The sequence below is a fragment of the Halovibrio salipaludis genome, from assembly GCF_002286965.1.
Taxonomy (GTDB): Bacteria; Pseudomonadota; Gammaproteobacteria; order Pseudomonadales; family Oleiphilaceae; genus Halospina; species Halospina salipaludis.
In genome coordinates this window covers 122,793-144,470 of record NZ_NSKD01000002.1, presented here as the reverse complement: position 1 = coordinate 144,470, position 21,678 = coordinate 122,793, and the positions used below count along the sequence as shown (strand labels likewise).

The following is a 21,678-nucleotide window of genomic DNA, read 5'->3' as shown; positions in this document are numbered from 1 at the left end:
GTGTCTTGGGTTTTTCGCCGGGGCTGCGGCGATCGCAGCCATGGCCGCTCCTACAGGTGCGTGTCCAGGGCCGATAGCACCGCTTCGCCCATGGCGCGGGTGCCAACCAGCTGCGTGCCCTCGAAATGGATATCCGGCGTACGCAGCCCCTGTTCCAGCACGTCCTGCACCGCTTTTTCGATCGCGCCCGCTGCACCTTCCATGCCAAAGCTGTACCGCAGCATCATGGCACCGGACAGAATCGTCGCCAGCGGGTTCGCCTTGTCCTGGCCCGCAATATCCGGCGCCGACCCGTGGCAGGGTTCGTACATGCCCTGCTTGCTCTCGTTCAGCGCCGCCGAGGGCAGCATCCCGATGGAACCGGTCAGCATGGCTGCCTCATCAGACAGGATATCACCGAACATATTGCCGGTGACAATCACGTCAAACTGGTTCGGATCGCGCACCAGCTGCATGGCGGCGTTATCCACATACATGTGACTCAGCTCAACGTCCGGATACTCCGTCGCCAGATCCTCCATTACCTCACGCCACAGCGCGGTCACTTCCAGCACGTTGGCCTTGTCGATGGAACATAGTCGTCCGTTGCGCTGACGCGCGGACTCAAATGCCACGCGCCCGATGCGCCGGATCTCGGATTCGTTGTAGCGATAGGTATTGATCCCTTCCCGTTCTCCGCTTTCCAGCGTCTCAACGCCACGGGGCTGACCAAAGTAGATGCCGCCGGTGAGCTCCCGAACGATCAGGATGTCCAGGCCGCTGACCACTTCCGGACGCAGGCTGGAGGCCTCCGCCAACTGCGGGTACAGGAACGCGGGACGCAGATTGGCGAAAAGACCCAGGCCGGAGCGCAGGCCCAGCAGCCCCTTCTCGGGCCGATTGGCCATCTCCAGATGATCCCACTTGGGGCCGCCCACAGCGCCCAGCAGGATGCCCCCGGCTTCCCGCGCCCTGCTCATGGTGTCGTCCGGGAGCGCAGTGCCCGCGGCCTCGATGGCGGCACCGCCGACCAACGCCTCATCGAAATCGAGTCCCAGCGAAAGCCGTTCATTGGCGTGCCCAAGAACCGCGCGTGCCTGCTCGATGATATCCGGGCCGATGCCGTCACCCGGCAGGAAGAGTACTCTCTGTGTCATAGCATCATGATCCTTGTCCAGTAATCCAGTTTCGAGGGTTATTACGAAAATCGTCCGCAAAGCGGGCTCCTACATATGAAAACTAATGTATTGCTGTAGAAGCCTGCCCCGCAGGCAATCCGGAACAGCTTCCAGGAACTCACCCGGCAGGAAACAACCAGGGCGCCTCCTGCTTCCGGCGTTCCTCGTAGGCCTGGATGGCATCCGCATCCTCAAGTGTCACGCCGATATCGTCGAGGCCGTTGAGCAGGCAGTGGCGCCGGAACTCATCCACCTCGAAGTGATAGATCTTACCGTCCGGCGTGGCAACAGTCTGGTTCTCCAGATCCACGGTCAGTGCATAGCCCTCGACGGACTCCACCGCACGGAACAGCTCGTCGACCTCTTCCTCTTTCAGAACAAGCGGTAACAGGCCATTTTTAAAGCAGTTGTTGTAGAAGATATCGGCAAAACTCGGGGCGATAATCGCCCGGAAACCAAAATCCTCCAGCGCCCAGGGCGCGTGCTCACGGCTGGAGCCGCAACCGAAGTTGGCGCGCGTCAGCAGCACACTCGCTCCCTGGTAACGCGCCTGGTTCAGCACGAACTCAGGGTTGAGCGGCCGTTGACTGTTGTCCTTGCCTGGCTGACCTTCGTCCAGATAGCGCAGCTCGTCGAACAGGTTGGGCCCGAAGCCAGTGCGCTTGATCGACTTGAGGAACTGCTTGGGGATGATCATGTCAGTGTCGACATTGGACCGATCCATGGGGGCAACCAGCCCCGTGTGCCTGGTGAATGCCTTCATGATCTCACCCCGCCCTGTCGTAGTAGTCGGAAATATCCACAAAATGGCCATGAATAGCGGCGGCAGCTGCCATAGCCGGGCTCACCAGGTGCGTGCGCCCGCCAAAGCCCTGCCGGCCCTCGAAGTTCCGGTTGGAGGTGGAGGCACAATGCTCCCCTTCACCCAGCTGGTCCGGGTTCATCCCCAGACACATGGAGCAGCCCGGCTCCCGCCACTCGAACCCTGCATCAATGAAGATCCGGTCCAGCCCTTCCCTCTCGGCCTGGGCTTTCACCATACCGGAGCCGGGCACGACCATCGCCTGCTTGAGCGTGGATGCAATCGTCTGCCCCTTGAGGATGGACGCCGCTTCACGCAGGTCCTCAATCCGGGCATTGGTACAAGAGCCGATGAAGATCCGGTCAAGCTGGATGCCCGTCATCGGGGTGTTCGGTTCCAGCCCCATGTACTTCAGGGCCCGCTGCATGCCTTCACGCTTGATGGGATCCGACTCATTCGCCGGATCCGGGACACGATCCCCGACATTGGTCACCATCTCCGGCGACGTTCCCCAGCTGACCTGGGGTTCGATATCAGCCGCATCCAGATGAACCACCTTGTCGAACTCGGCATCGTCGTCACTCTTCAGCTCGCGCCAGGACGCAACCGCGCGCTCCCACATCTCGCCCTTCGGCGCCATGGGTCGATCCTTCACGTACTCAATGGTCCGATCATCCACCGCCACCATGCCGGCACGCGCGCCCGCCTCGATGGACATATTGCACATGGTCATGCGCGCCTCCATGGAGAGGCTGCGGATCGCCGAGCCCGCGTACTCAATCGCGTAGCCGGTGCCACCGGCCGTACCGATCTTGCCGATGATCGCCAGCATCACATCCTTGCCCGTAATGCCCGGCTTCAGCTCACCGTCGACCTGCACCAGCATGTTCTTCGACTTCTTCTGCACCAGGCACTGGGTCGCCAGCACATGCTCCACCTCGGAGGTACCGATGCCGTGCGCCAGTGCCCCGAAAGCCCCGTGAGTGGACGTGTGCGAATCCCCGCACACCACCGTCATCCCCGGCAAGGTCGCCCCCTGTTCCGGGCCGATGACGTGCACGATCCCCTGGCGCTGATCGCTCATGCCGTACTCAACAATGCCAAACTCATTGCAGTTTGCATCCAGCGTCTGGACCTGGGTCCGGGAGATCGGGTCCTCGATCCCCTCAACCCCGTTCTCACGCCCGGTGGTTGGCACGTTGTGATCCACCGTTGCCAGGTTGGCATCAATCCGCCACGGCTTACGCCCGGCCAACCGCAGCCCCTCAAACGCCTGGGGCGACGTAACCTCGTGCAGCATGTGCCGGTCGATGTAGATCAGGCAGGAGCCGTCAGCACGCTCCTTCACCAGATGGGCATCCCAGAGTTTGTCGTACAGTGTCTTGCCACTCATGGCGCTACTCCCGTTGCGAGCGGCCACGCCCTCCCCCATAACGGAGCTGACGTGGTTTGACCGATTGTTCGTTAATGGTACAGACTCTGATCAGATCACTTCAATTCATGTTTTTCCTGAAACAGATTCCTTTTTGGAATCCAAAACCCGGATCGCCCGCGAGGCGGGCTCTTACAGTTAGCTTCGGCGCACGTTTGCGAACGGCAACACACTCTGGGGGACGGTGAGTGGGGAGTCTTTCACGGGAAGCTCTGGAGCCATGGATGGCGAAAGAGCAGCGTACAGGGGTTTGCGCGATTAAGCGCAAACGGGTTTACACGGATGTAAACCCAGGACTTTTCAGTGAAGCAGGACTGCGCAACTGAAAAGTATTTACAGCGTTTCCCGTGAAAGACTCCCCACTCATCGTACCCTGCAACCAGGTACCAATCTTTAGTGCTATGGACACCCAATCCCTGATCGCCTTCACCACCGTCATCGACACCGGCTCCTTCTCCGAGGCCGCAGAAGCCCTGCACCTCACTCAATCCGCCGTCAGCAAACGCATCGCCACCCTCGAACACCAGACCGGTCGCCCCCTGATTGAACGCAACGGCCGCAGCCTGCGGCTGACCGACGCCGGCCACGCCTTGCTGCCCCATGCCCGGAAAGTCCTGGACGAACTCCACAACGCCCGCGAAGCCCTCACCAGCCTCGACCAGCGCATGCACGGCCCCCTGTCACTGATCATCAGCCACCACATCGGCCTGCACCACCTCCCCAACTGGCTGCGCGCGCTCCAGAAAGCCCACCCCGACCTCACCTTCAACCTCCAGTTCCTCGAATCCGAACAGGTCTTCCAGCAACTGCACCAGCATGACGCCCCACTTGCATGGGTGACACTCAACGACCGGATCATGGAACGCTTCCAGGTCTGGTTCGCCTGGGAAGATCCAATGAGCTTCGTCTGTGGCCCTGACCACCCCCTAGCCCACAAGCAGCAGCTGGCCCCTGAGGACATTGCGCAGTACCAGGCCATCCTGCCCGACAGTAATACCGAAACCTACCGGGTCGTCTCCCACCATTTTCTTCAACAAGGAATCACACTGGATGCCCAGATGCCCACCAACTACCTCGAAACCATCAAGATGATGACCAGCGTGGGACTGGGGTGGTCGGTTCTGCCCAACACCATGCTCGACAGCACCCTGGTGGTCCTGGACGTACCGGAGCCCGTAACCCGGATGCTGGGTGCCGTGGGCATCAGGGGACGGGAACCCGGGACAGCGGCCCGCGCCCTTCTTGAAACCGTTCAGGGACAGGCACCGGCGCGCTGTGCCGAAACCGGCTGACTGTTTTATAATTCCGGGCCATCACAGACAGGCAGAACTAAAGACAGGGGATTTCATGGACAGCTCGGAAGTAGAAGCGGTATTCCAGAGTTATGGGCGGGTCTGCACGGGCGAACAGTTTTTCGTTGATTTCTACGACTACTTCATGAGCAGCTCTCAGACCATCAAGGACCAGTTCCGCGATACCGACATGAAGCAGCAGCGCCACCTCCTGCGCAACGGCATCATGCAGTTGATCCTCTACGCCCGAGGCATGCCCGACACCAAGCTGAAACAGCTGGGTCAAAGCCATTCAAGGCACGGCTACAATATCTCGCCCGAATGGTATTCGCTCTGGCTGGATGCCCTGATGCAGGCGGTCAGCAAACACGACCCAGAGTACGATGCGACACTGGATGCGCAATGGCGCCGGGTGCTGAAGCCCGGTATCGATCTGATCCGGGATGCCTACTGAGATCCCCTGCTCAATGCCGCCAGCGGATGGCATACTCCATGCTGTCCACGGTTGCCGTGGCTACCACACCAATGCAGTGAGAGAGCCTGACCATGAGCGACAACAGCTACACGCCCCCGAAAGTCTGGAAGTGGGAAGACGCCAGTGGCGGGCGTTTCGCCAGCATCAACCGCCCCATTGCCGGCCCCACGCATGACAGGGAATTGCCGGTGGGCAAGCACCCTCTGCAGCTCTATTCCCTGGCTACGCCCAACGGCGTGAAAGTGACTGTTATGCTCGAGGAGTTGCTGGAAGCCGGCCACTCCGAGGCCGAATACGACGCCTGGCCCATCAGCATCCTTGAAGGCGAGCAGTTCAGCAGCGGCTTCGTGGCCGTTAACCCGAACTCCAAGATCCCCGCGATGATGGATCACACCCAGAACCCACCACTGCGGATCTTTGAATCCGGCAGCATCCTGCTCTATCTGGCCGAGAAGTTCGGGGCCTTCCTGCCCACCGATCCCCATGGACGCACCGAGACCCTCTCCTGGCTGTTCTGGCAGATGGGCATGGCCCCACTGCTGGGCGGTGGCTTCGGGCACTTCTACGCCTATGCCCCGGAATCCTACGAGTACCCGATCAACCGCTTCACCATGGAAGTGAAACGCCAGCTGGATGTGCTCAACCGGCAACTGGCGGACAACCGCTACATCGCCGGGGATGAGTACACCATCGCGGACATGGCGATCTGGCCCTGGTACGGCGCGCTGGTGAAGGGCAAGGTCTATGACGCGGCCGAATTTCTGGAAGCGCACACCTACACCAACGTGATCCGCTGGGCGGATGAGATCGCCGCGCGCCCGGCCGTCAAGCGGGGTCGCCTCGTCAACAAGACCTGGGGCGATGAGGGAAGCAAGCTCCCGGAGCGTCACGACCCCAGCGACTTCGACAACCTGTGACCCCAGGTTTGACGGGATCAGCCGCTGCTTACTGGCCGGCGTACGCTCTCTGCGGCGCGGGCCGCATCCAGAGCCAGGCGGCGGCGACCCCCACCAGCATGAAACCGGCGCCGCCGTAGAAGGCGGCGACGGTGCTCTCCCACTCTACCAGCACGCCCGAGATCCAGGCGCCGAAAGCACCGCCTGCCCCGTAGGTCAGCCCGCTGTACAGCGCCTGCCCCTGCCCCTGGTGCCCTTCGCCGAACTGCACCCGGATGTAGTGCACCGAGGCCGCGTGCAAGGCGGCATAGGAGGCCGCATGAAGCAGCTGTGCCCCGAGCAGGATCCAGAGAAACTGCGAGAATTCCGCGATAACCAACCAGCGCAGTGCTGTCAGGGTCGCTGCACAGAGCATGATCACCCGCATCGGGTAGGCCGAAAGCAGCCTGTGCATCACCAGGAACAGGCCAACTTCCGCCAATACGCCCAGTGCCCAGAGCGCCCCGGTGCTGATCTTCGCATAGCCAAGCTGCTCCAGATGGATCGAGAAAAAGGTGTAATAGGGCCCGTGGCTGGCCTGGAGCATGAAGTTCAGGATGAAGAAGGACCAGACCTCGGGCCGCTTCAGGATAGCCGCAACCGATCCGTGATGGGGCTGCCTGCGGGTACTGGGTTCGTCATGAATCTGCAGCGTCGCCATGAGGAGTCCGGCGAACAGGGGCAGCACCAGCCAGGGCATGATGGACACCGCCATGTGATCCAGCGCCGCCCCGAAACCGGCCACCGACAGGATGAACCCGATCGATCCCCAGAGCCGGACCCGCCCATAGCGCCTGGAGTCGCTGCCCAGGTTGTGCAGGGTGATGACCTCAAACAGCGGCAGCACTGCGTTCCAGAAAAAGCTGAACGAGAGCATCACCAGCATCAGCCCCCAGAATCCTGGGCGCAGCAGGGTGAAGCTGAAACACAGGACGGCCACAAGCGCACCGAAGCGGATCAGTCGCAGCCGCCGGCCGGTGCGATCCCCCAGCCAGCCCCACAGATTGGGCGCGATGATCTTGGTGCCCTGCAGGGTAGCCATGAGCAGGGCGATCTCAATGTAGCGGAACCCCTGGTCTTCCAGATACAACGCCCAGTAGGGCATTAATACCCCAAAAGCAGCGAAGAACCAGAAGTAGAGGTTGGACAGGCGCCAGTAGATCCCCGTCCCGGAGGCCGCCATATCAGTCCTCCTGCTGACGGCGGGCCTTTTCGATGTCCGGCGTATCCACCCGCACGTCCGCATTCTGGGCGCGGTGGCGCAGGTAGTGGTCCATGAGCACGATGGCCATCATGGCCTCCGCGATGGGCGTGGCCCGGATGCCGACGCAGGGGTCGTGACGGCCGGTGGTCACCACCTCCACCGGATTGCCGTGCACATCAATCCCCTGACCCGGCAGCCGCAGGCTGGACGTGGGCTTCAACGCCATGCTCGCCACCACCGGCTGCCCGGACGAGATACCGCCCAGCACCCCACCGGCGTTATTGGAGAGAAACCCGTCCGGCGTCATCTCATCCCGGTGCTCGGTGCCCCTCTGGCTGACACTGTCGAATCCGGCCCCGATCTCCACACCCTTGACGGCATTGATGCTCATCAGTGCCTTGGCAAGGTCGGCGTCCAGCCGGTCAAAGACGGGTTCGCCCAGACCCGGGATAACGCCGTCCGCCTCAACACGGATACGGGCCCCAACGGAGTCCCCTTCCTTGCGCAGCTTATCCATGAAGGCTTCCAGCTCCGGAACCTTCTCCGGCTCCGCGCAGAAGAAGGCGTTCTCGTGCACAGCGGACCAGTCGGTCATGCCGAGCTCAATGGGCCCGAGCTGGGTCATGCACCCCCGGATGGTGATGCCCTTCTCCTTCAGGAAGGCGCGGGCGATGGCGCCGGCCGCTACCCGCATGGCGGTCTCCCGCGCCGAGGAACGGCCGCCGCCGCGATAATCGCGGATGCCGTACTTATGCCAGTAGGTGTAATCCGCGTGGGCCGGACGGAACTGGTCCTTGATCTTCGAGTAGTCGCTGGAGCGTTGGTCCGTGTTCTCGATCAGCAACCCGATGGGCGCGCCCGTGCTCACCCCTTCGAACACCCCGGACAGGATCCGGACCTCATCCGGCTCCCGGCGCTGTGTGGTATGGCGCGAGGTTCCAGGGCGCCTGAGGTCCAGCTCCGCCTGGATCATCTCGGTGGAAACCGGCACGCCCGGTGGGCAGCCGTCCACGATGCAGCCCAGAGCGGACCCGTGGCTTTCGCCGAAGGTGGAGACGGTGAAGAGTGTTCCAAAGGAATTACCAGACATGGATTCTATCCGTTCATCAGGGGCGCCGCCTGCGCCAGTGTTTGCGCGTCGACCACGAAGACCCCGTGACCGCCGTTTTCCATTTCAAGCCAGGTGAAGGGAACGCTGGGGAAAGCCGCCTCCAGCGCCGGCTGGCTGTTGCCGACTTCCCCAACCAGCAGCCCATCTTCCGAGAGATACGCCGGTGCTTCCCTCAGGATCCGGCCCATCAGTTCCAGGCCGTCTTCTCCGGCCGCAAGTCCCAGCTCCGGTTCATGGCGGTATTCCGGTGGCAGCGTCGCCATATCCCTGGCATCCACGTACGGCGGGTTCGCCAGAATCAGGTCATAGGGGCCATCCAGCTTCTCGAACAGGTCCGAGGCCACCGCGCGCACCTGCCCTTCCAGGCCATGGCGCCTGATGTTCTGTTCCGCCACCTCAACGGCTCCGGGGGACACCTCACCCAGATCCACCTGGGCCGCCGGGAACACATGGGCCGCCGCGATTCCAATACAACCACTGCCAGCGCACAAGTCCAGAATCCGTTCAACCGGCCGACCCGACAGCCAGGGCTCACCTTCCGTGGCCAGGAATTCGCCAATGGGCGAGCGCGGGATCAGGACCCGTTCGTCAACATGGAACGGCAGCCCCATGAAAAAGGCTTCGCCTGTTATATACGGAACCGGAACACGGTCCCGGGCGCGACGTTCGATGCGCTCAAGCACCTGTTCCCGTTCAGAGAGGGTCAGACGGGCATCCAGGAAGGGCACGTTATTGTCCATGGGCAGATGCAGGGTCTGCATCAGCAGCTGTACCGCGTCATCCCAGTGGCTGTCGGTGCCGTGGCCGCACCAGACGCCGGCCTGCGTGAACCGTGACACCGCGTAACGCAGCCAGTCGCGCACGGTCTGGAGTTGTTCAATGGCTTCGGTGCTCACCCAGTACTCCCGGAGTCATCCCGTAAAAGCCACGATTGTACCAGCTATTGGCGGTTCATTCCCGGGATCCGCGGCTCCCCCGTACCCGCATTGCGATGGTCCTCAAGGGCATCCTCCGCAAGCATCCGCCCCAGCTGGATCAGCTCCGGGGCACGATGGTAATCGAACGAGCGGCATACATGCTTGGGGAAGTTGATCAGGATATCCGGCGGATAGCCGGCGATCTTGTAACGGGTCAGCGAGTCCTGCATGGTCTCGATCGCCAGGTTCATGACATCAAACTTGCCGAGCCCCAGCTCCTGCAGGCTCACCGAGCGCGCATCGTCGCCCTCGCTTCCCTTTCCCGCCGCCTTTTCGCGCGCATGGCGCTTCTGGGCCTCCGCCAGCGCCTGTTCCTCGCTACTGGCCCGGCCACGGCGCCGTGCCGCGCTGTCCTGGCCGTCCCAGTCAAACCAACGGGCCGCACGCTGTTTGAGCCTGTCCAGCCACTCATCCGGCGAGGCGTCGGCTTCTTCCGCTGGATCCACTTCCTCGTCGGCTGCCGCCTGTGCCGCAGCCTCGGCGGCCGCTTCATGCTGCTTGCGCTCGCGGGAGGCCCATTCCTCCAGCGGTGGCAGGTTGGCATAGCGCTTGTCGTTGCCACTCAGGTTCACGGCCATGATCAGATCCGCATGGGAGGCCACCGTGGGAATGATCGGCAGGGGGTTGAGCAGCCCCCCATCCACCAGCACCCGGCCATGCAGCATCACCGGCGTGATCACACTGGGGATCGCCGTGGAGGCCCGCACCGCCTGATGGAGCGGCCCTTCCTGAAACCACACCTCCTGGTGCGCCAGCAGGTCCGTCGCCACTGCCGTGAAGGGAATCTGCAGGTCCTCAATGCGCAGATCGCCCAGCATTTCCTGCACCACGCCGAAAACCTTTTCGCCGCGGATCGCACCGGGTGACCCCAGGGAAAAGTCGAGAAGGCGCAGCAGCTGCAGCTGATCAAGCCCGGTGACCCAGTCCTTATAGGCCTGCAGCTTACCGGCGGCGTACATGCCGCCAATGAGCGCTCCCATACTGGCACCGGAAATGGCCACGATGTTGTAGCCCTGCTCCCTGAGCACCTCAATCACGCCAATGTGAGCGTACCCCCGGGCACCACCACTGCCGAGCACCAGTGCCACGGTCTGTGGTTCATTCATCGCCTGCTCCCTTCGGATTCAAATCCCTTGAATGACAATGGGCTCGGCCGGTGATCATTACAAGGGCGCAGACCGGATGCGGCCCAGCCAGCCCAGGCAGCCCTCGGCCAGCCCGCCAACGTCTCCATCCAGATGACAGTGATGGCTTCCCTCCACATCGATCACCTCAGCGTCAGACAGCCTGGGCAGACGGCCCTCGATCCATTCCGGCTTGAAGGCGGCCATGCCCCGATTGGCTCTTATAAGCAGTGTGGGTGCGGCAATGGCCGCCAGGTAGGCTTCAACCTCATCCTCTTCCAACCGGTGCATGGACGGATAGCGCAGCCTTGCATCCGTTCCCCACCGCCAGCCCTGCTGATCCTGCTGGAGACTTCTTGGCACAATGCATTCAGCGGCGACACGGGACAGCGGGATGCGACCCTTCATGCGCGCGACGATGGCTTCCTCAACGTCCGCATAACGGGGCGGCTGACCGCGGCTGCCCTGGCGCACGCGGTCAATGGCCTGCTTGAGCTGGTCCGGGAAGGAGTCGGCGTCCCCGGTAAGCGGCCCCAGGCTGTCCACCAGCATCAGCGCCCTCACCCGCTCCGGCACCGCCACACTGAGCAGACTCGCCACGATTCCGCCGAGTGAATGACCGAGCAGAACGGCTCCCTGCGACGCCTCCCGATCGAACAGGGGCGCCAGATCCCGCACATAGTCGAGCAGCTCGTAGCTGGCCCCCGGCGGTCGGTGGAAGGAGAAACCATGGCCTGGAAGATCCACTGCCACCACCCGGTAGTCGTCGGCGAGAGCCGGCCCCAGGCGGCTGAAACTGGCAGCGTTATCAAGCCAGCCATGGAAGGCGATGATCAGGGGGGAGGACGGATCGCCCCAGGCAAGCGCACCCAGGGTGCCTGCGGGGACGTCCAGTGTCAGCTGCTCCGGTTCAGTGTTGGGCATGATTACATGGTATGGGTTGGCCGGTCCGAATTCAGGGAGCCGGCCAGGTAGGCTTCAATCTTGGTGCGCGCGGTCTCGTCGTCCCCGTTGAACTGGACACCGACACCAGCGGCGCGGTTTCCCTGAGCCCCTTTCGGGGTAACCCAGACGACCTTACCGGCGACCGGAATTTTTTCCGGTTCATCCATCAGGTTGAGAAGCAGAAAAACCTCGTCGCCCATACGGTAATTCTTCTGGGTCGGAATAAAGAGGCCACCATTGCGGACAAAGGGCATATAGGCGGCGTAGAGCACCGCCTTGTCCTTGATGGTCAGCGTCATGATACCGCTGCGTGCGCCGATTCCAGGCCCCATGATTCTCCCGTCTGCTTGCCGTTTGCGCTTTTCGCCAGTCTAGCCGCTCATGCCGGATTTGCCACCCCCGGCCGGCGCATCAGCTGCCGCCACCGTTCCAGCACACCGATCAGTTCCAGCTCGGGATTGACGTTGTAATCCAGCCCGCGCCGGACCTCCATGATAGCCTCGTGGAGGGTGATCAGTTCCGCGGGATGACGGCGGCCGGCGAGGAAACGCAGCATCGGCGCGGCCTCGCTGTCAGCAATCGCCTCCGGGTCCGCGCCTGCCCGGGCCAGATCCAGGGCCCAACCCTGGAGCAGGTCCAGCGCTTCCGTCAGCGGCATGGCCAGGAAAGGCTTCACCGCCTCGGACATGGTGAGCTCGGACTTAAGCGCCTGCTGCAGCGCCTTCAGACACTGGCCCCGCTGCCCGGGTCTGTCCGCCTCCAGCAATCGCAGTGCCTCCAACGGCGCCCCACCGGCCCATCGCAGGGCCTGATCCAGAGCCGCCGCATCCTCATCACGCCGCTGAGCCAGCCACGCCTTTGCCTCGACGGTCCCGGGAGCCTCAACCCGCAGGATCTGGCAGCGGGAACGGATGGTGGGCAGCACCGGCTGGCCTTCGCGCTGGAGAACCAGCAGGAAGGTATCGGCGGGGGGTTCCTCCAGGGTCTTGAGCAGCGCGTTGGCGGCATTGAGGTTGAGCTGATCCGCACGTTCGATCACCGCCACTTTCCGCTTCGCCACCTGTGGGCTCTCCATCACGACCCCCCCCAGTGCCCGCACCTGGTGGATGCGGATATAGCGGGACTGGTCCGTGGGCATGAGCCGGCGCGCATCCGGGTGGCCCTCGCCACCCAGCAGGCGGCACTGTTTGCACTCACCGCAGGCAGCCACACCCTCGCCCGGGTTTACCAGCGCCTCACACAGCAGCAGTGACGCCAGGGATACGGCCAGCTGGCGTTTCCCCACACCCGCCGGGCCCAGCAGCATCAGCGCATGCGGGAAGCGCCCTTCGCTGAGCCGTTGAGAAAGCTGCTTATGCACCTCGGACTGCCAGGGCCAGGGGGCAAAGAAGTCACTCTGCAGTGGCTGTGTTTCCGGATCGGCCATCGGATTTCCGTTTTCGGATTGCGTTCATAAGGCGGCGCGCCCGCGCGAGCGCTTGCGGGTCGGTCTGCCCCGGATCGTAGAATGCCCGTTCCAGAAGCACGCCCAGGGCCCGGATGTCGGGTGCCAGCGCCGGAAAACGCCGCTCAGCCGCCGACACCTGTACGGTCAGGGTCTCGCTCCGGCCGGCACCAGTCCCCTGGCGCTCAAGCCAGCGGCACCACTGATCATACAGGCGGTACCAGGGATCGCGGAAGTGCCGGCGGCGGGCCCGCAGAAGGGAAATCCCGACGCCGGCCAGGATCAGAAGCGCCACCAGCGAGGCCGTGATCACGCCCAGCATGCGCCGGTTGATATCCCCCGGCAGCTGCCCCAGCAGGGAAAGCTGGGTCTGACCTGCATAGCCCACCACCCAGCGCTGCCAGTAGTAGTTGGCTGCATCGAGGCGCAGGCGCATCCAGTTGACCCAGCCCACATCCGCGTACCGGTTCATGGAAAAGGGGTCATCCGACAGGAATCCGCCCTCATCCTGCATGGCCTCGCGCAGCCCGTTCTCGATGCGACCGGGCGCGATCATGGCGGTGGGATCAAGCCGGACCCAGCCCCGCCCCGGCAGCCAGGCCTGTACCCAGGCGTGGGCATCATACTGGCGCACGATCAGGTACTCGTTGTCGACACCCGCCTCGCCACCCAGATACCCGGTCACGATCCGGGCCGGAATATCCGCCGAGCGCAGCATGAAGGCCAGCGCACTGGCGTAATGCTCACAGAAGCCCTCCCGGGTCTCGAACATCAGCGCGTCCACTGTGTCGGCATTGCCGAGCGCCTCCGGCTGCAGCGTGTAATGGAACGGCTTCTGGTTGAAGTGCTCCATCAAGTGCCGGATCAATGCCTGCCTGCCGTCAACCTCACGCCGTTGCTGAGCCACCCATGCCCGCGTCCGCTCATTGGTGCCTCCGGGCAGCCGGGTGTAGAACCGCCGCTCGGCCTCCGACAGGCGCCGCGCCTCGGTTGGCTGTTCGTACCGCATGCGGTAACGCCGCCGGGTGTCCACACTGCGCTCGAAACGCACCATGCCATTGCGGTTGAGGCTCACGCTGGCGGACGCAGGCACTGAGTCCGCCAGCGCGAAGCCCCAGCGCCGGCCGTGGGGTTCAAGCATCACCTCGTATTCGTCGTCCGCCAGCTCACCGGCTGAGGCATCTTCTGGCACCCGCGAGATCCCCTCTCCGTCATTCAGGCTGCGCCTGTCCCAGCGCCTGCCGTCGAAACGGTCCAGTACCAGCGCCTGCCAGTAGCGCTGCCCCGGATCAGGCGTATCGCCACCGAAAGTCACCCGGAACGCCGGGTCGTCATTCTGCGCCAGACTGGTGATCGCGCCGGGCTCCATGGTATCGCTCAGCCCTGTCGTGCCCTGCTCCGAGACCAGCGGCACACTCCACAATGGCCCGATACGGGGAAAGAAAATGAACAGCACGACGACCACGGGCAGCATCTTCACGAACACCAGGGCCGAGCGTTTCATCGCCTCGGCCCCCATACCCTGGACACGACCGCCAAGCGCCATCTGCAGGCCGGTAAACAGCAGGAACAGGCTGACCAGAAGCCCGCCCGTCCAGAGCATGGACTGATGGAAAAGCAGCGTGACCACAGCCAGATAGCACTGGATGAAAAACAGGATGAACAGATCCCGGCGACGCCCCAGCTCCAGCCATTTGAGCGCGACCGTCAGGACCAGGAAAGAAGCGGCCGTATCCACCGTGAACTGGCCCCGGTAATACACCCAGAAGGTGGCGGCGCTGATCACCGCCAGAACGCCGAGCCACAGTGGGCGGACGCCACGCTTCCGGTAGCGCTGCAGCAACCAGCCGGAAACCACCATCACGCAGGCGCCCAACGAGAGCCACAGCGGCAGGCGCTGGACCTGGGCCAGCAGGATCAGGCCGAAGGCGGCCACCCATGGATCCAGGTGATGGCGATTCATGTCGGCCCCTCCCCGAACCCAAAGCCACCGAGACGGTTCAGACAGGCCCGTTCGTGCTGGTCCCCGGTGTCCGGCTCGATGGTCTGGCCCGGCAGCTTCAGGCCGAAGGGCTGCCCCTGCTCACTGAGCCGCCCGACGTGCCAGGCCAGATAGCTCAGGCGCAGCTCCGTGTCCGCCCCCGGGAACTGCTCCCAGTCCAGCCAGCGCGGGTCCGCCGGCGGCGTATCCCAGTCCATCACCACCAGATGCCCGCTGCGTGCAAAGCGCTTCCAGCTGATGCGGCGCAGTGCATCCCCCAGACGATAGGGCCTGAGCCGGATGTCCGAATCCCCGGGCCCCGCATTCAGGGTAACTTCCCCCTCGTCGCCCTCGGCATCAGGGGAGGCTTCGAATGGCGGAGGCGTTACCGGCCGCGGTGTCACCAGGCCCCGTGAGGCCGGACGGAACCAGGTCCAGGCGCGGATGAGCCCGAATGGGAAATCCGTCTCCAGCCGGATGGACGGCAGCTTCAGAGGCCCACGCCGACGCGTCGGTACCGGCAGCGGCACTACCTGCCCCTCACCGGCCTCAAGGCTGACCGTGACCGGTTCGCCATCGTCGATCCTCAGCCGCAGCGCTGCCCGGGGGCGGTGCTCCTCATCCCGGATGCGTATCGCCATGGGCAGGCGTTCACCAGCCTGCGATTCACCCGCGCACACCAGACTCAGATGAAGCCCCTCAAGATTACGATAGGTCTGGAAGATGGTGCCGTAGAACAGCGCCCCCAGAATGAAGGTGAACAGGTAGATCAGGCTGTTCTGGTAGTTGATGCCGGTCAGAAGCGAAATCACGAGCACCCCGGTGAACATCAGCCCCTCCCGGGTGGGAAGCACAAAAATGTTACGCCGCCCCGGGCGGTAGTCATCCGCACGGGGGATCCGCCGGTTCACCCACCGGCGCCAGGGACGTTTCACGATCTTACCGGGCATTTGATCCCTGTCACGGCTGTTAACAGACACTCACGCTTAGGCACTAATCACTATTGCAATAAGCTGTCAAACATCAAATACTGATTGGTGAACAATCAGCTTACGAGCAGGGGCATACGACCATGGCTTTGAAACCGATCCTTACCGTTACCGCACTGGGTGCTGGCCTGATGGCCGGCAGTGCGTTGGCCGATGGTGTACGCAGCCTGTCTCAGGACGAAATGGTTGAAACCTACATCCAGGATTCCGCCATTGTGGTCTCTCCCCGCCGTGATCGCCAGACGCGTACTATTGAGGAGACCCGGGCGCGGGCCATCCGGGCGCTGGTCCGCCCCGGCGAACCCATCCGCACCGAGGCGGATGAGACGCAGACCGTCATGGACATGCAGCGCCACCGTATGGAAAGCCTGGAGCAGGCCCAGAACTACGCGGAGCAGGAGTTCATCCGCCAGGCGCTGGCTTCCCCCGCGGACCAGCTTCAGGGGCTTCAGCCTCAGATCGATACCAGCCTCCCGCAGCCGGTTATTCCCGGTTACGGCACCCCGGATATCCCCGAGGGCCCCTTCACCCGTAATTATGCCAACGACCAGCTGGGGCTCAGCTTCGATGGTGAGACCCTGAACTTCTCGATGGGCAACAATCCGCCGGGTGTAGGCGCCATTGATCTGCCCAGAGGGATTGATGAAGGGCCGGTCAAGTTGACCCCCAGGGCCGGTGGCGGGTTTGATCTGTCGATCGATGTGCCCCAGCAGTAAGCCGGGCCCGGCGCTTCAGAGAAGGGACTGGCTGACGCACAGTTCGATCTTGTCGAGGATCATCCGGATCTGACGCACTTCTCCTTCCAGATGATCCTCGAAGGACCCTCCGGCCGCATAACTGTCCGAAATGATCCGCGCGCCCATGCTGATCCGCAGGGCGGCGCTGCTGATCCCCTTCAACGGAACCGGCTGGCCGATATGACAGCACTGCCCTGCGGCCCTGCGCATAGCCTCACCAAGTGGCTCCAGGCTGTCCCTGTCCAGCTCCTGATTCAGGAGCTCATACAGTCTCCTGGTCTGGCCCGCATCCAGATAGCCACCTCCCTGTGAGGACTTCACCAGGAACGGAAATATGCTGCGCCGGTTCGACAGCTCCTGCCCCGCAAAATCATTCCGTGCCCACCAGTCCTCATCCGGTGCAAAGAGGGGCTCAACCAGTGGATGCTCGCGGAGAAGGCTCACCACCTGTTCGCTGAACCGGTTCAGCCCATCAACCCTGATGTGTTCCGGTACAGCGTAATAGCGCTCAATTTCAGCCAGCGCCGCGCGCCACCGCAGCATAACCCCCGCCTGAAGAGCCGGCCGGGCGCCAGCCACCATGGACTGCCAGGCCCCCAGGGCGTCAGACGTTATGTAATCAGAAAGCCCTTCAGGCAGAGCCCTCCTGTCATGGGCCAGCCGTCGCCCCACCTGGGTGGGAAAAATGGCAGCGCCACTGAACGGCGGGCCGGTAAAGAATTTTGAGCCGGTCAGCAGCAGAATATCGCCCTTCTCCAGATGGGTCCGCAGATCCTCTGGATCCGTCCGCAACTGACAGGCATCCACAATGATCTGAAGACGGCCGTCAAAGCGTTGTCTGAGACGGTCCATGACCTCCCGTGACGGACACCACCGGCCCAGCTTGGACTGCTCCATCGCGTGCAGGATGACCGAATGGCCCTCGCTGACCAGTGAGGCCACACAATCCTCGATGGCCGCATCCATTTCCCTGGGGGATCGAACACGACCGGCCTCGTCATGGATGTCAATTGGCCGGTAACCAATGGGGGCCATGCCGGCCAGTCGTTCGCCCCGGGTAACGGGTACGCCCAGACAGGTCTCGCCGTCGAAATGCCGGCCGGTCACTGACTCCGGGGTTCCGGACCCTGTTTCATCCGCGCCACAGACAACACTGACCCAGGAAGCGGACGGATCACTGGCGGTTACACCCACCGACAGCAGCTGGGCATCGGTCCCGGAAGGTACGAGAAAGGCCGACGCTTCAAGGTCGTTCAGCCCCAGGAGATCCATCAGCTGATGCTCAAGCTTACGGAAGTAATCCGGAACAACCTCTGTCGGACCACCGGCAAGCAGATCGTGCAGCAGCTGCTGTCGGTAGTGGTCGGCCGCTTCGTAGGCCTGACGGGAAACCGAGGAGGCCGTCGATGAGGCGAATGTGAAGGCATGGTCCCGGGGAGCTGGTGAACAGCCGTAGCGGTTAAGCCCGGTCACCGGATCCACGATGAGCCGGCCGTCACCCCCCTGCATGAAGTGCCAGTGCGTCGGGTTCAGCAGCGTCGGGTAGTGCTGATCCAGGCACTCACCGATGCGCCGGGTATGGTGGAGCAGCTGCTCAAGATGCTTCCACTCCGTTCTGTGGTTCACAATGGCCACGCGGATTGCGAGGCATCCATTGAGTGTTGTGGTGGAGGGCGCCGAGACCCCCTGAAGCTGCAGCTGCGTCACGATAGCCCGGTTGAGCGCATCCAGATAATGCTCTGAACAGACCCCGGTGGCATGATCTGAAGAAGGCCGATACCGCAGGCAGACGATATTGCTGCTGACCGGCGCCAGGCATTCCAGGTCCTCAGCGGCGCTGACACGGATTGCCAGCTCGCGTGCCAGGCAACAGTGCTTTCTGACACTGGCCGCCATGCTTTCAAGCCCTACCCCCTGGAAGGTGAACCAGACCTTCAGGGCCAGAAAGCCACGTGACAGCTCAGGCCCCAGGTCACAGGGCCAGGGCGCACCTGCTTCGAGACCGATGGGCTGGGTTTCGAGATACTCGACAGGCTCCGAGAACGTACTCCGGTGCGCCTGGGCATCGCGCACGAGCACACCTCCGACTGCGTAAGGCACCTGGAACCATTTGTGGAAGTCAAAGCCCACCGAGTCCGCCCGGTCGAGACCGGCCAGATCGTCCGCGTACTCCTCAAGCAGCGCCAGTGCGGCACCGAACGCGGCATCCACGTGGAACCAGAGTTGTTCCTCTTCGCAGATATCCGCGATCCCGGCAAGGTCATCAATGGCGCCGGTGTTCACGGTGCAGACCGTCCCGATAACCGCAAAGGGTTTCAGGCCGGCACGCCGATCATTCCGGATGGATTCACGCAGCGCCCCGGTATCAAGGGAGTGGTCATCCTGGACGGGTACCCGTCTCAATGACTCGCTGCCCAGACCGAGCAACTGGAAGGCCTTCACCAGCGCCCCATGCGTCTGCGTTGAGCAATAGCCAACCAGAACCGGGCCTTTTCCCTGGACCCCCTGCCTTTTGACCTCTTCTCCAAGAGCCCATTGCCGGGCGACGGCAAGTGCGATGACCGAGGCCATCGAGGTTCCACTGACCAGAAGCCCGGAACTCTGCTGCGGAAACCCGAACAGTTCACGGCTCCACTGGACCACCTGGCCCTCAACCGCATGGGCAATATGGTTCCGGCCCCCGAGGTTATTGTTCAGCAGGGCGGCGCAGAGCTCACCCAGGGCGCCATAGAGATTGCCGCCCCCATGCACCCAGCCGAAAAAACCGGGATGAAGGTTCCCGTTGGTATAGGGGATCAGATGATTCCTGAAATGATCCAGGAGCTGATCAACAGGCTGGCCCTGTCTTGGCGCCGGTCCTGTAAAGGCGTGCACCGCTTTCTCGGGGGCCGGCTGCCAGACCGGCGCCTCTTCCAGTCCCCGGTAATGGTCCAGGCCGGCTTCCAGCGCTTCGTGGAAGAACCGGCTGAGGGAGCCGACGTCGTCCGGATCAAGATTCGCCATGATTACCCCGCACAGCGCGCCGCTACGCCTCTGCCGTCTCAGCAGTCACTCTCTCAGGCTCCGCGACCGTATCCCGGACCCGGATTTTCTGTGGGACCATCCCCTTCCAGTCGACAGCCTTCACATTCTCGATGGTGGCTTTTTCCGGCCCTCTGGGGTCTGAAAGAAGATGATTCACGGCCGCGTCGGCTCCCGCCACAACGACTTCCACCCGACCGTCGGAGAGGTCCCTGAGCCAGCCTTTCAGGTTGTGTTTGTGCAGTTCCTGGCGCAGCCACTCCCGGAAACCGTGACCCTGGAGGTCACCACTGAAAAGCACATGCCTGGCAGCGGGATTGGCCGGGTCCGCCTCAAAGCCATGCTCCTGAGCGGGCCCTTCAAGCCCTTTCGGTGGGTTGAACTCCCACTCCGGAACGCCGGCACGGGCGCAGAACATCCGGTGTGCAGCGAGGATGATCTCCAACGCCGCGTCATTCTCGGGTGTGTTCTGGTAGGTCTGGCGCAGGAAGCTTCGCATGCTGGCATTGGTCTCGAAGATGACGACCTTCCCCTGGTTTTCCGCTTCCGTGCAGACCGCGAAGTCGACCCCGAAATAATCCAGATCCAGCGTTCGGAGCGCCTGCTCCAGGTTCTCCCAGACACCCGTCTCAAACTGTTCGGCGGGATTCTCGATGTAATCCTGCTCCATGTCATAGAGCCAGGGGAACCTGCGGAAGGCTTTGCGGGTTTCTTCCCCGTGAACGTTCCAGTCCCCGTCATACCCCATCCGCATATGGGCCGGGTAAAGCTTTCCATCGACCATAAAGGCGCGGTACTTGGGATGAAAGCGATGGCCTTTGGCACGCGGGTCCGTGAAGGTTACATCGTGGTACTGGAGAACGTAGACCTCGGCTTCGTCCGTGATCCTGACCGGCGTGGAGTCAGGCTCATCGATACGGTACATGTGCTTGCCGTTCTGGTAGCCCGATGGCCGAACAATGATCGGGGCCCGGAGCCCATTCTCCCTGATGGCATCCTGGACCCGGTCACTGATATCTCCCTGGACACGCCCCAGGGAAACGCTCCGCGGCATGAGGATGCCTTCACACTGTCCCAACCTCTGCGCATTCTCCTCCCGCGTGGTACGCAGCACCTCCGCGGGCGCATTGATTACCGGCGCACTGAGTTTCCGGCATACCCTGCTCGCATTCCTGAGGCCTTCCTGGCAGCGGCCCGCATCGGTAATGCTGTTGTAAACCACGTCAACGTCAGGCAGGTCATCCAGCACCTCAGGACAGTCATCGATCACATCCACACTGAGGGAGCTCAGCGTAGCCGCGCCCGTGTCCATCATATGCATCAGGTTGTTATGCCCCTCGCTGACGGTGAGCTGCCCGCTTGCTGGCTCGTAGTGATAGGGGGCACAGCCGACTGTCCCCAGCACCAGTATCCGCAATCGTTCCTCTCCGGAAGACGGCGCCCTGGCCACCGGCTGCCGGAGGGCAGCCTGAAGACCCCACTGGCAGCTGAGTTCTTCCTTGCCGAGGAACCCATAGAGCCCTGACAGGAGCTTGATCGCTGTCAGTGGCTTATTATCCGCGATGGTCACCCAATGACGGGTTGCATTGAGAGCATCCAGGTAATTCCCCTGCCGAAGGGTAAGGCCGACATACCGTTCGAGAAGGGTTTCGTTATTCGGATCGCTGCGGGACGCCCGGGAATAGCTGATAACGGCATCATCCAGTTTCTGGTTGCTCAACTGGGCTTCCCCCAACCAGCGCCACCCTTCGGGCTCCGCCGGGTCGATTGCGAGTATCTGTCTGGCCGCCACCGTCACTTCGGCCGCACTGGATGCATTCCGGAGCCTGGACCGGGCTTCCGAGAGAGCCGACGGTTCCGCAATACGTCCATTCCTGCCGACACGTGACGCTTTAGTGTACGGCTTCCGGCTCTTACCAACAGTCTGTTTTTTCTGCTTGCGTGCCATGTTCAGAACTCCAATACCAGCCGCACCGAATCACCATCGTCAGCCCCGGTGCCTTCGCGATGCCCTAATCACGGACTTTACCCAACAGGCGCGGGGTTTGATGA

At 62.8% G+C, this 21,678-nt stretch carries 18 protein-coding genes; 4 read left to right on the top strand and 14 right to left on the bottom strand.

Going from position 1 to position 21,678, the window contains the following annotated elements:
* Nucleotides 1-50: 50 nt before the first annotated feature.
* From leuB to leuC, 3 genes are all read right to left on the bottom strand, one after another.
* Nucleotides 51-1,136, bottom strand: coding sequence for a 3-isopropylmalate dehydrogenase (gene leuB, locus CK501_RS05425; protein WP_095616731.1), 1,086 nt, complete (start codon nucleotides 1,134-1,136; stop codon nucleotides 51-53).
* Nucleotides 1,137-1,275: 139 nt separating this feature from the next.
* Nucleotides 1,276-1,920: a 3-isopropylmalate dehydratase small subunit gene (gene leuD, locus CK501_RS05420; RefSeq protein WP_095616730.1), complete on the bottom strand. Its 645-nt coding sequence runs from the start codon at nucleotides 1,918-1,920 to the stop codon at nucleotides 1,276-1,278.
* 4 nt (nucleotides 1,921-1,924) lie between these two features.
* Nucleotides 1,925-3,352, bottom strand: a complete 1,428-nt coding sequence (gene leuC / locus CK501_RS05415) for a 3-isopropylmalate dehydratase large subunit (protein WP_095616729.1) — start codon at nucleotides 3,350-3,352, stop codon at nucleotides 1,925-1,927.
* 440 nt (nucleotides 3,353-3,792) lie between these two features.
* Here leuC and CK501_RS05410 point away from each other — a divergent pair, with 440 nt between their 5' ends.
* From CK501_RS05410 to yghU, 3 genes are all read left to right on the top strand, one after another.
* Nucleotides 3,793-4,683, top strand: coding sequence for a LysR family transcriptional regulator (locus tag CK501_RS05410; RefSeq protein ID WP_095616728.1), 891 nt, complete (start codon nucleotides 3,793-3,795; stop codon nucleotides 4,681-4,683).
* A gap of 55 nt (nucleotides 4,684-4,738) precedes the next feature.
* Nucleotides 4,739-5,137 carry a globin gene (locus CK501_RS05405; protein ID WP_095616727.1) on the top strand — a complete coding sequence of 133 codons (399 nt, stop codon included), beginning with the start codon at nucleotides 4,739-4,741 and terminating at the stop codon, nucleotides 5,135-5,137.
* A gap of 92 nt (nucleotides 5,138-5,229) precedes the next feature.
* Nucleotides 5,230-6,075, top strand: a complete 846-nt coding sequence (gene yghU / locus CK501_RS05400) for a glutathione-dependent disulfide-bond oxidoreductase (protein ID WP_095616726.1) — start codon at nucleotides 5,230-5,232, stop codon at nucleotides 6,073-6,075.
* Nucleotides 6,076-6,103: 28 nt separating this feature from the next.
* Here the strand turns inward: yghU and CK501_RS05395 are convergent, their stop codons facing one another.
* Genes CK501_RS05395 through CK501_RS05355 form a run of 9 tightly spaced genes read right to left on the bottom strand, consistent with a single transcriptional unit; the run spans nucleotide 6,104 to nucleotide 15,829 of the window.
* A complete protein-coding gene (locus CK501_RS05395; protein WP_095616725.1) occupies nucleotides 6,104-7,276 on the bottom strand; it encodes an MFS transporter in 1,173 nt (390 codons plus the stop codon).
* A gap of 1 nt (nucleotide 7,277) precedes the next feature.
* Complete coding sequence (aroC, locus tag CK501_RS05390) at nucleotides 7,278-8,387, bottom strand: chorismate synthase (protein ID WP_095616724.1); 1,110 nt, start codon at nucleotides 8,385-8,387, stop codon at nucleotides 7,278-7,280.
* A 5-nt stretch (nucleotides 8,388-8,392) separates the two neighbouring features.
* A complete protein-coding gene (prmB, locus tag CK501_RS05385; protein ID WP_095616723.1) occupies nucleotides 8,393-9,304 on the bottom strand; it encodes a 50S ribosomal protein L3 N(5)-glutamine methyltransferase in 912 nt (303 codons plus the stop codon).
* A gap of 44 nt (nucleotides 9,305-9,348) precedes the next feature.
* Entirely contained in the window at nucleotides 9,349-10,491 is a 1,143-nt protein-coding gene (locus tag CK501_RS05380; protein WP_095616722.1) for a patatin-like phospholipase family protein, read from the bottom strand.
* 57 nt (nucleotides 10,492-10,548) lie between these two features.
* Nucleotides 10,549-11,433, bottom strand: coding sequence for an alpha/beta fold hydrolase (locus CK501_RS05375; protein ID WP_095616721.1), 885 nt, complete (start codon nucleotides 11,431-11,433; stop codon nucleotides 10,549-10,551).
* Nucleotides 11,434-11,435: 2 nt separating this feature from the next.
* Nucleotides 11,436-11,786 (bottom strand): PilZ domain-containing protein, encoded by a 351-nt coding sequence (locus CK501_RS05370; protein ID WP_077531261.1) that lies wholly within the window; start codon nucleotides 11,784-11,786, stop codon nucleotides 11,436-11,438.
* Between the two features lie 47 nt (nucleotides 11,787-11,833).
* Nucleotides 11,834-12,880 (bottom strand): DNA polymerase III subunit delta', encoded by a 1,047-nt coding sequence (gene holB / locus CK501_RS05365; protein WP_095616720.1) that lies wholly within the window; start codon nucleotides 12,878-12,880, stop codon nucleotides 11,834-11,836.
* Nucleotides 12,846-14,861: a transglutaminase TgpA family protein gene (locus CK501_RS05360; RefSeq protein WP_095616719.1), complete on the bottom strand. Its 2,016-nt coding sequence runs from the start codon at nucleotides 14,859-14,861 to the stop codon at nucleotides 12,846-12,848. The genes holB and CK501_RS05360 overlap by 35 nt, the downstream gene beginning before the upstream one ends.
* Nucleotides 14,858-15,829, bottom strand: a complete 972-nt coding sequence (locus tag CK501_RS05355) for a DUF58 domain-containing protein (RefSeq protein ID WP_095616718.1) — start codon at nucleotides 15,827-15,829, stop codon at nucleotides 14,858-14,860. The genes CK501_RS05360 and CK501_RS05355 overlap by 4 nt, the downstream gene beginning before the upstream one ends.
* Before the next feature lie 122 nt (nucleotides 15,830-15,951).
* Between CK501_RS05355 and CK501_RS05350 the strand changes: the two genes are divergently transcribed.
* A complete protein-coding gene (locus CK501_RS05350) occupies nucleotides 15,952-16,584 on the top strand; it encodes a hypothetical protein (protein WP_095616717.1) in 633 nt (210 codons plus the stop codon).
* A 15-nt stretch (nucleotides 16,585-16,599) separates the two neighbouring features.
* On the opposite strand, the gene CK501_RS05345 is transcribed toward CK501_RS05350, so the two are convergent.
* Nucleotides 16,600-19,608 (bottom strand): pyridoxal phosphate-dependent decarboxylase family protein, encoded by a 3,009-nt coding sequence (locus tag CK501_RS05345; protein WP_095616716.1) that lies wholly within the window; start codon nucleotides 19,606-19,608, stop codon nucleotides 16,600-16,602.
* A 22-nt stretch (nucleotides 19,609-19,630) separates the two neighbouring features.
* Nucleotides 19,631-21,346 carry an acylphosphatase gene (locus CK501_RS05340; protein WP_158223051.1) on the bottom strand — a complete coding sequence of 572 codons (1,716 nt, stop codon included), beginning with the start codon at nucleotides 21,344-21,346 and terminating at the stop codon, nucleotides 19,631-19,633.
* Between the last annotated feature and the right edge of the window lie 332 nt (nucleotides 21,347-21,678).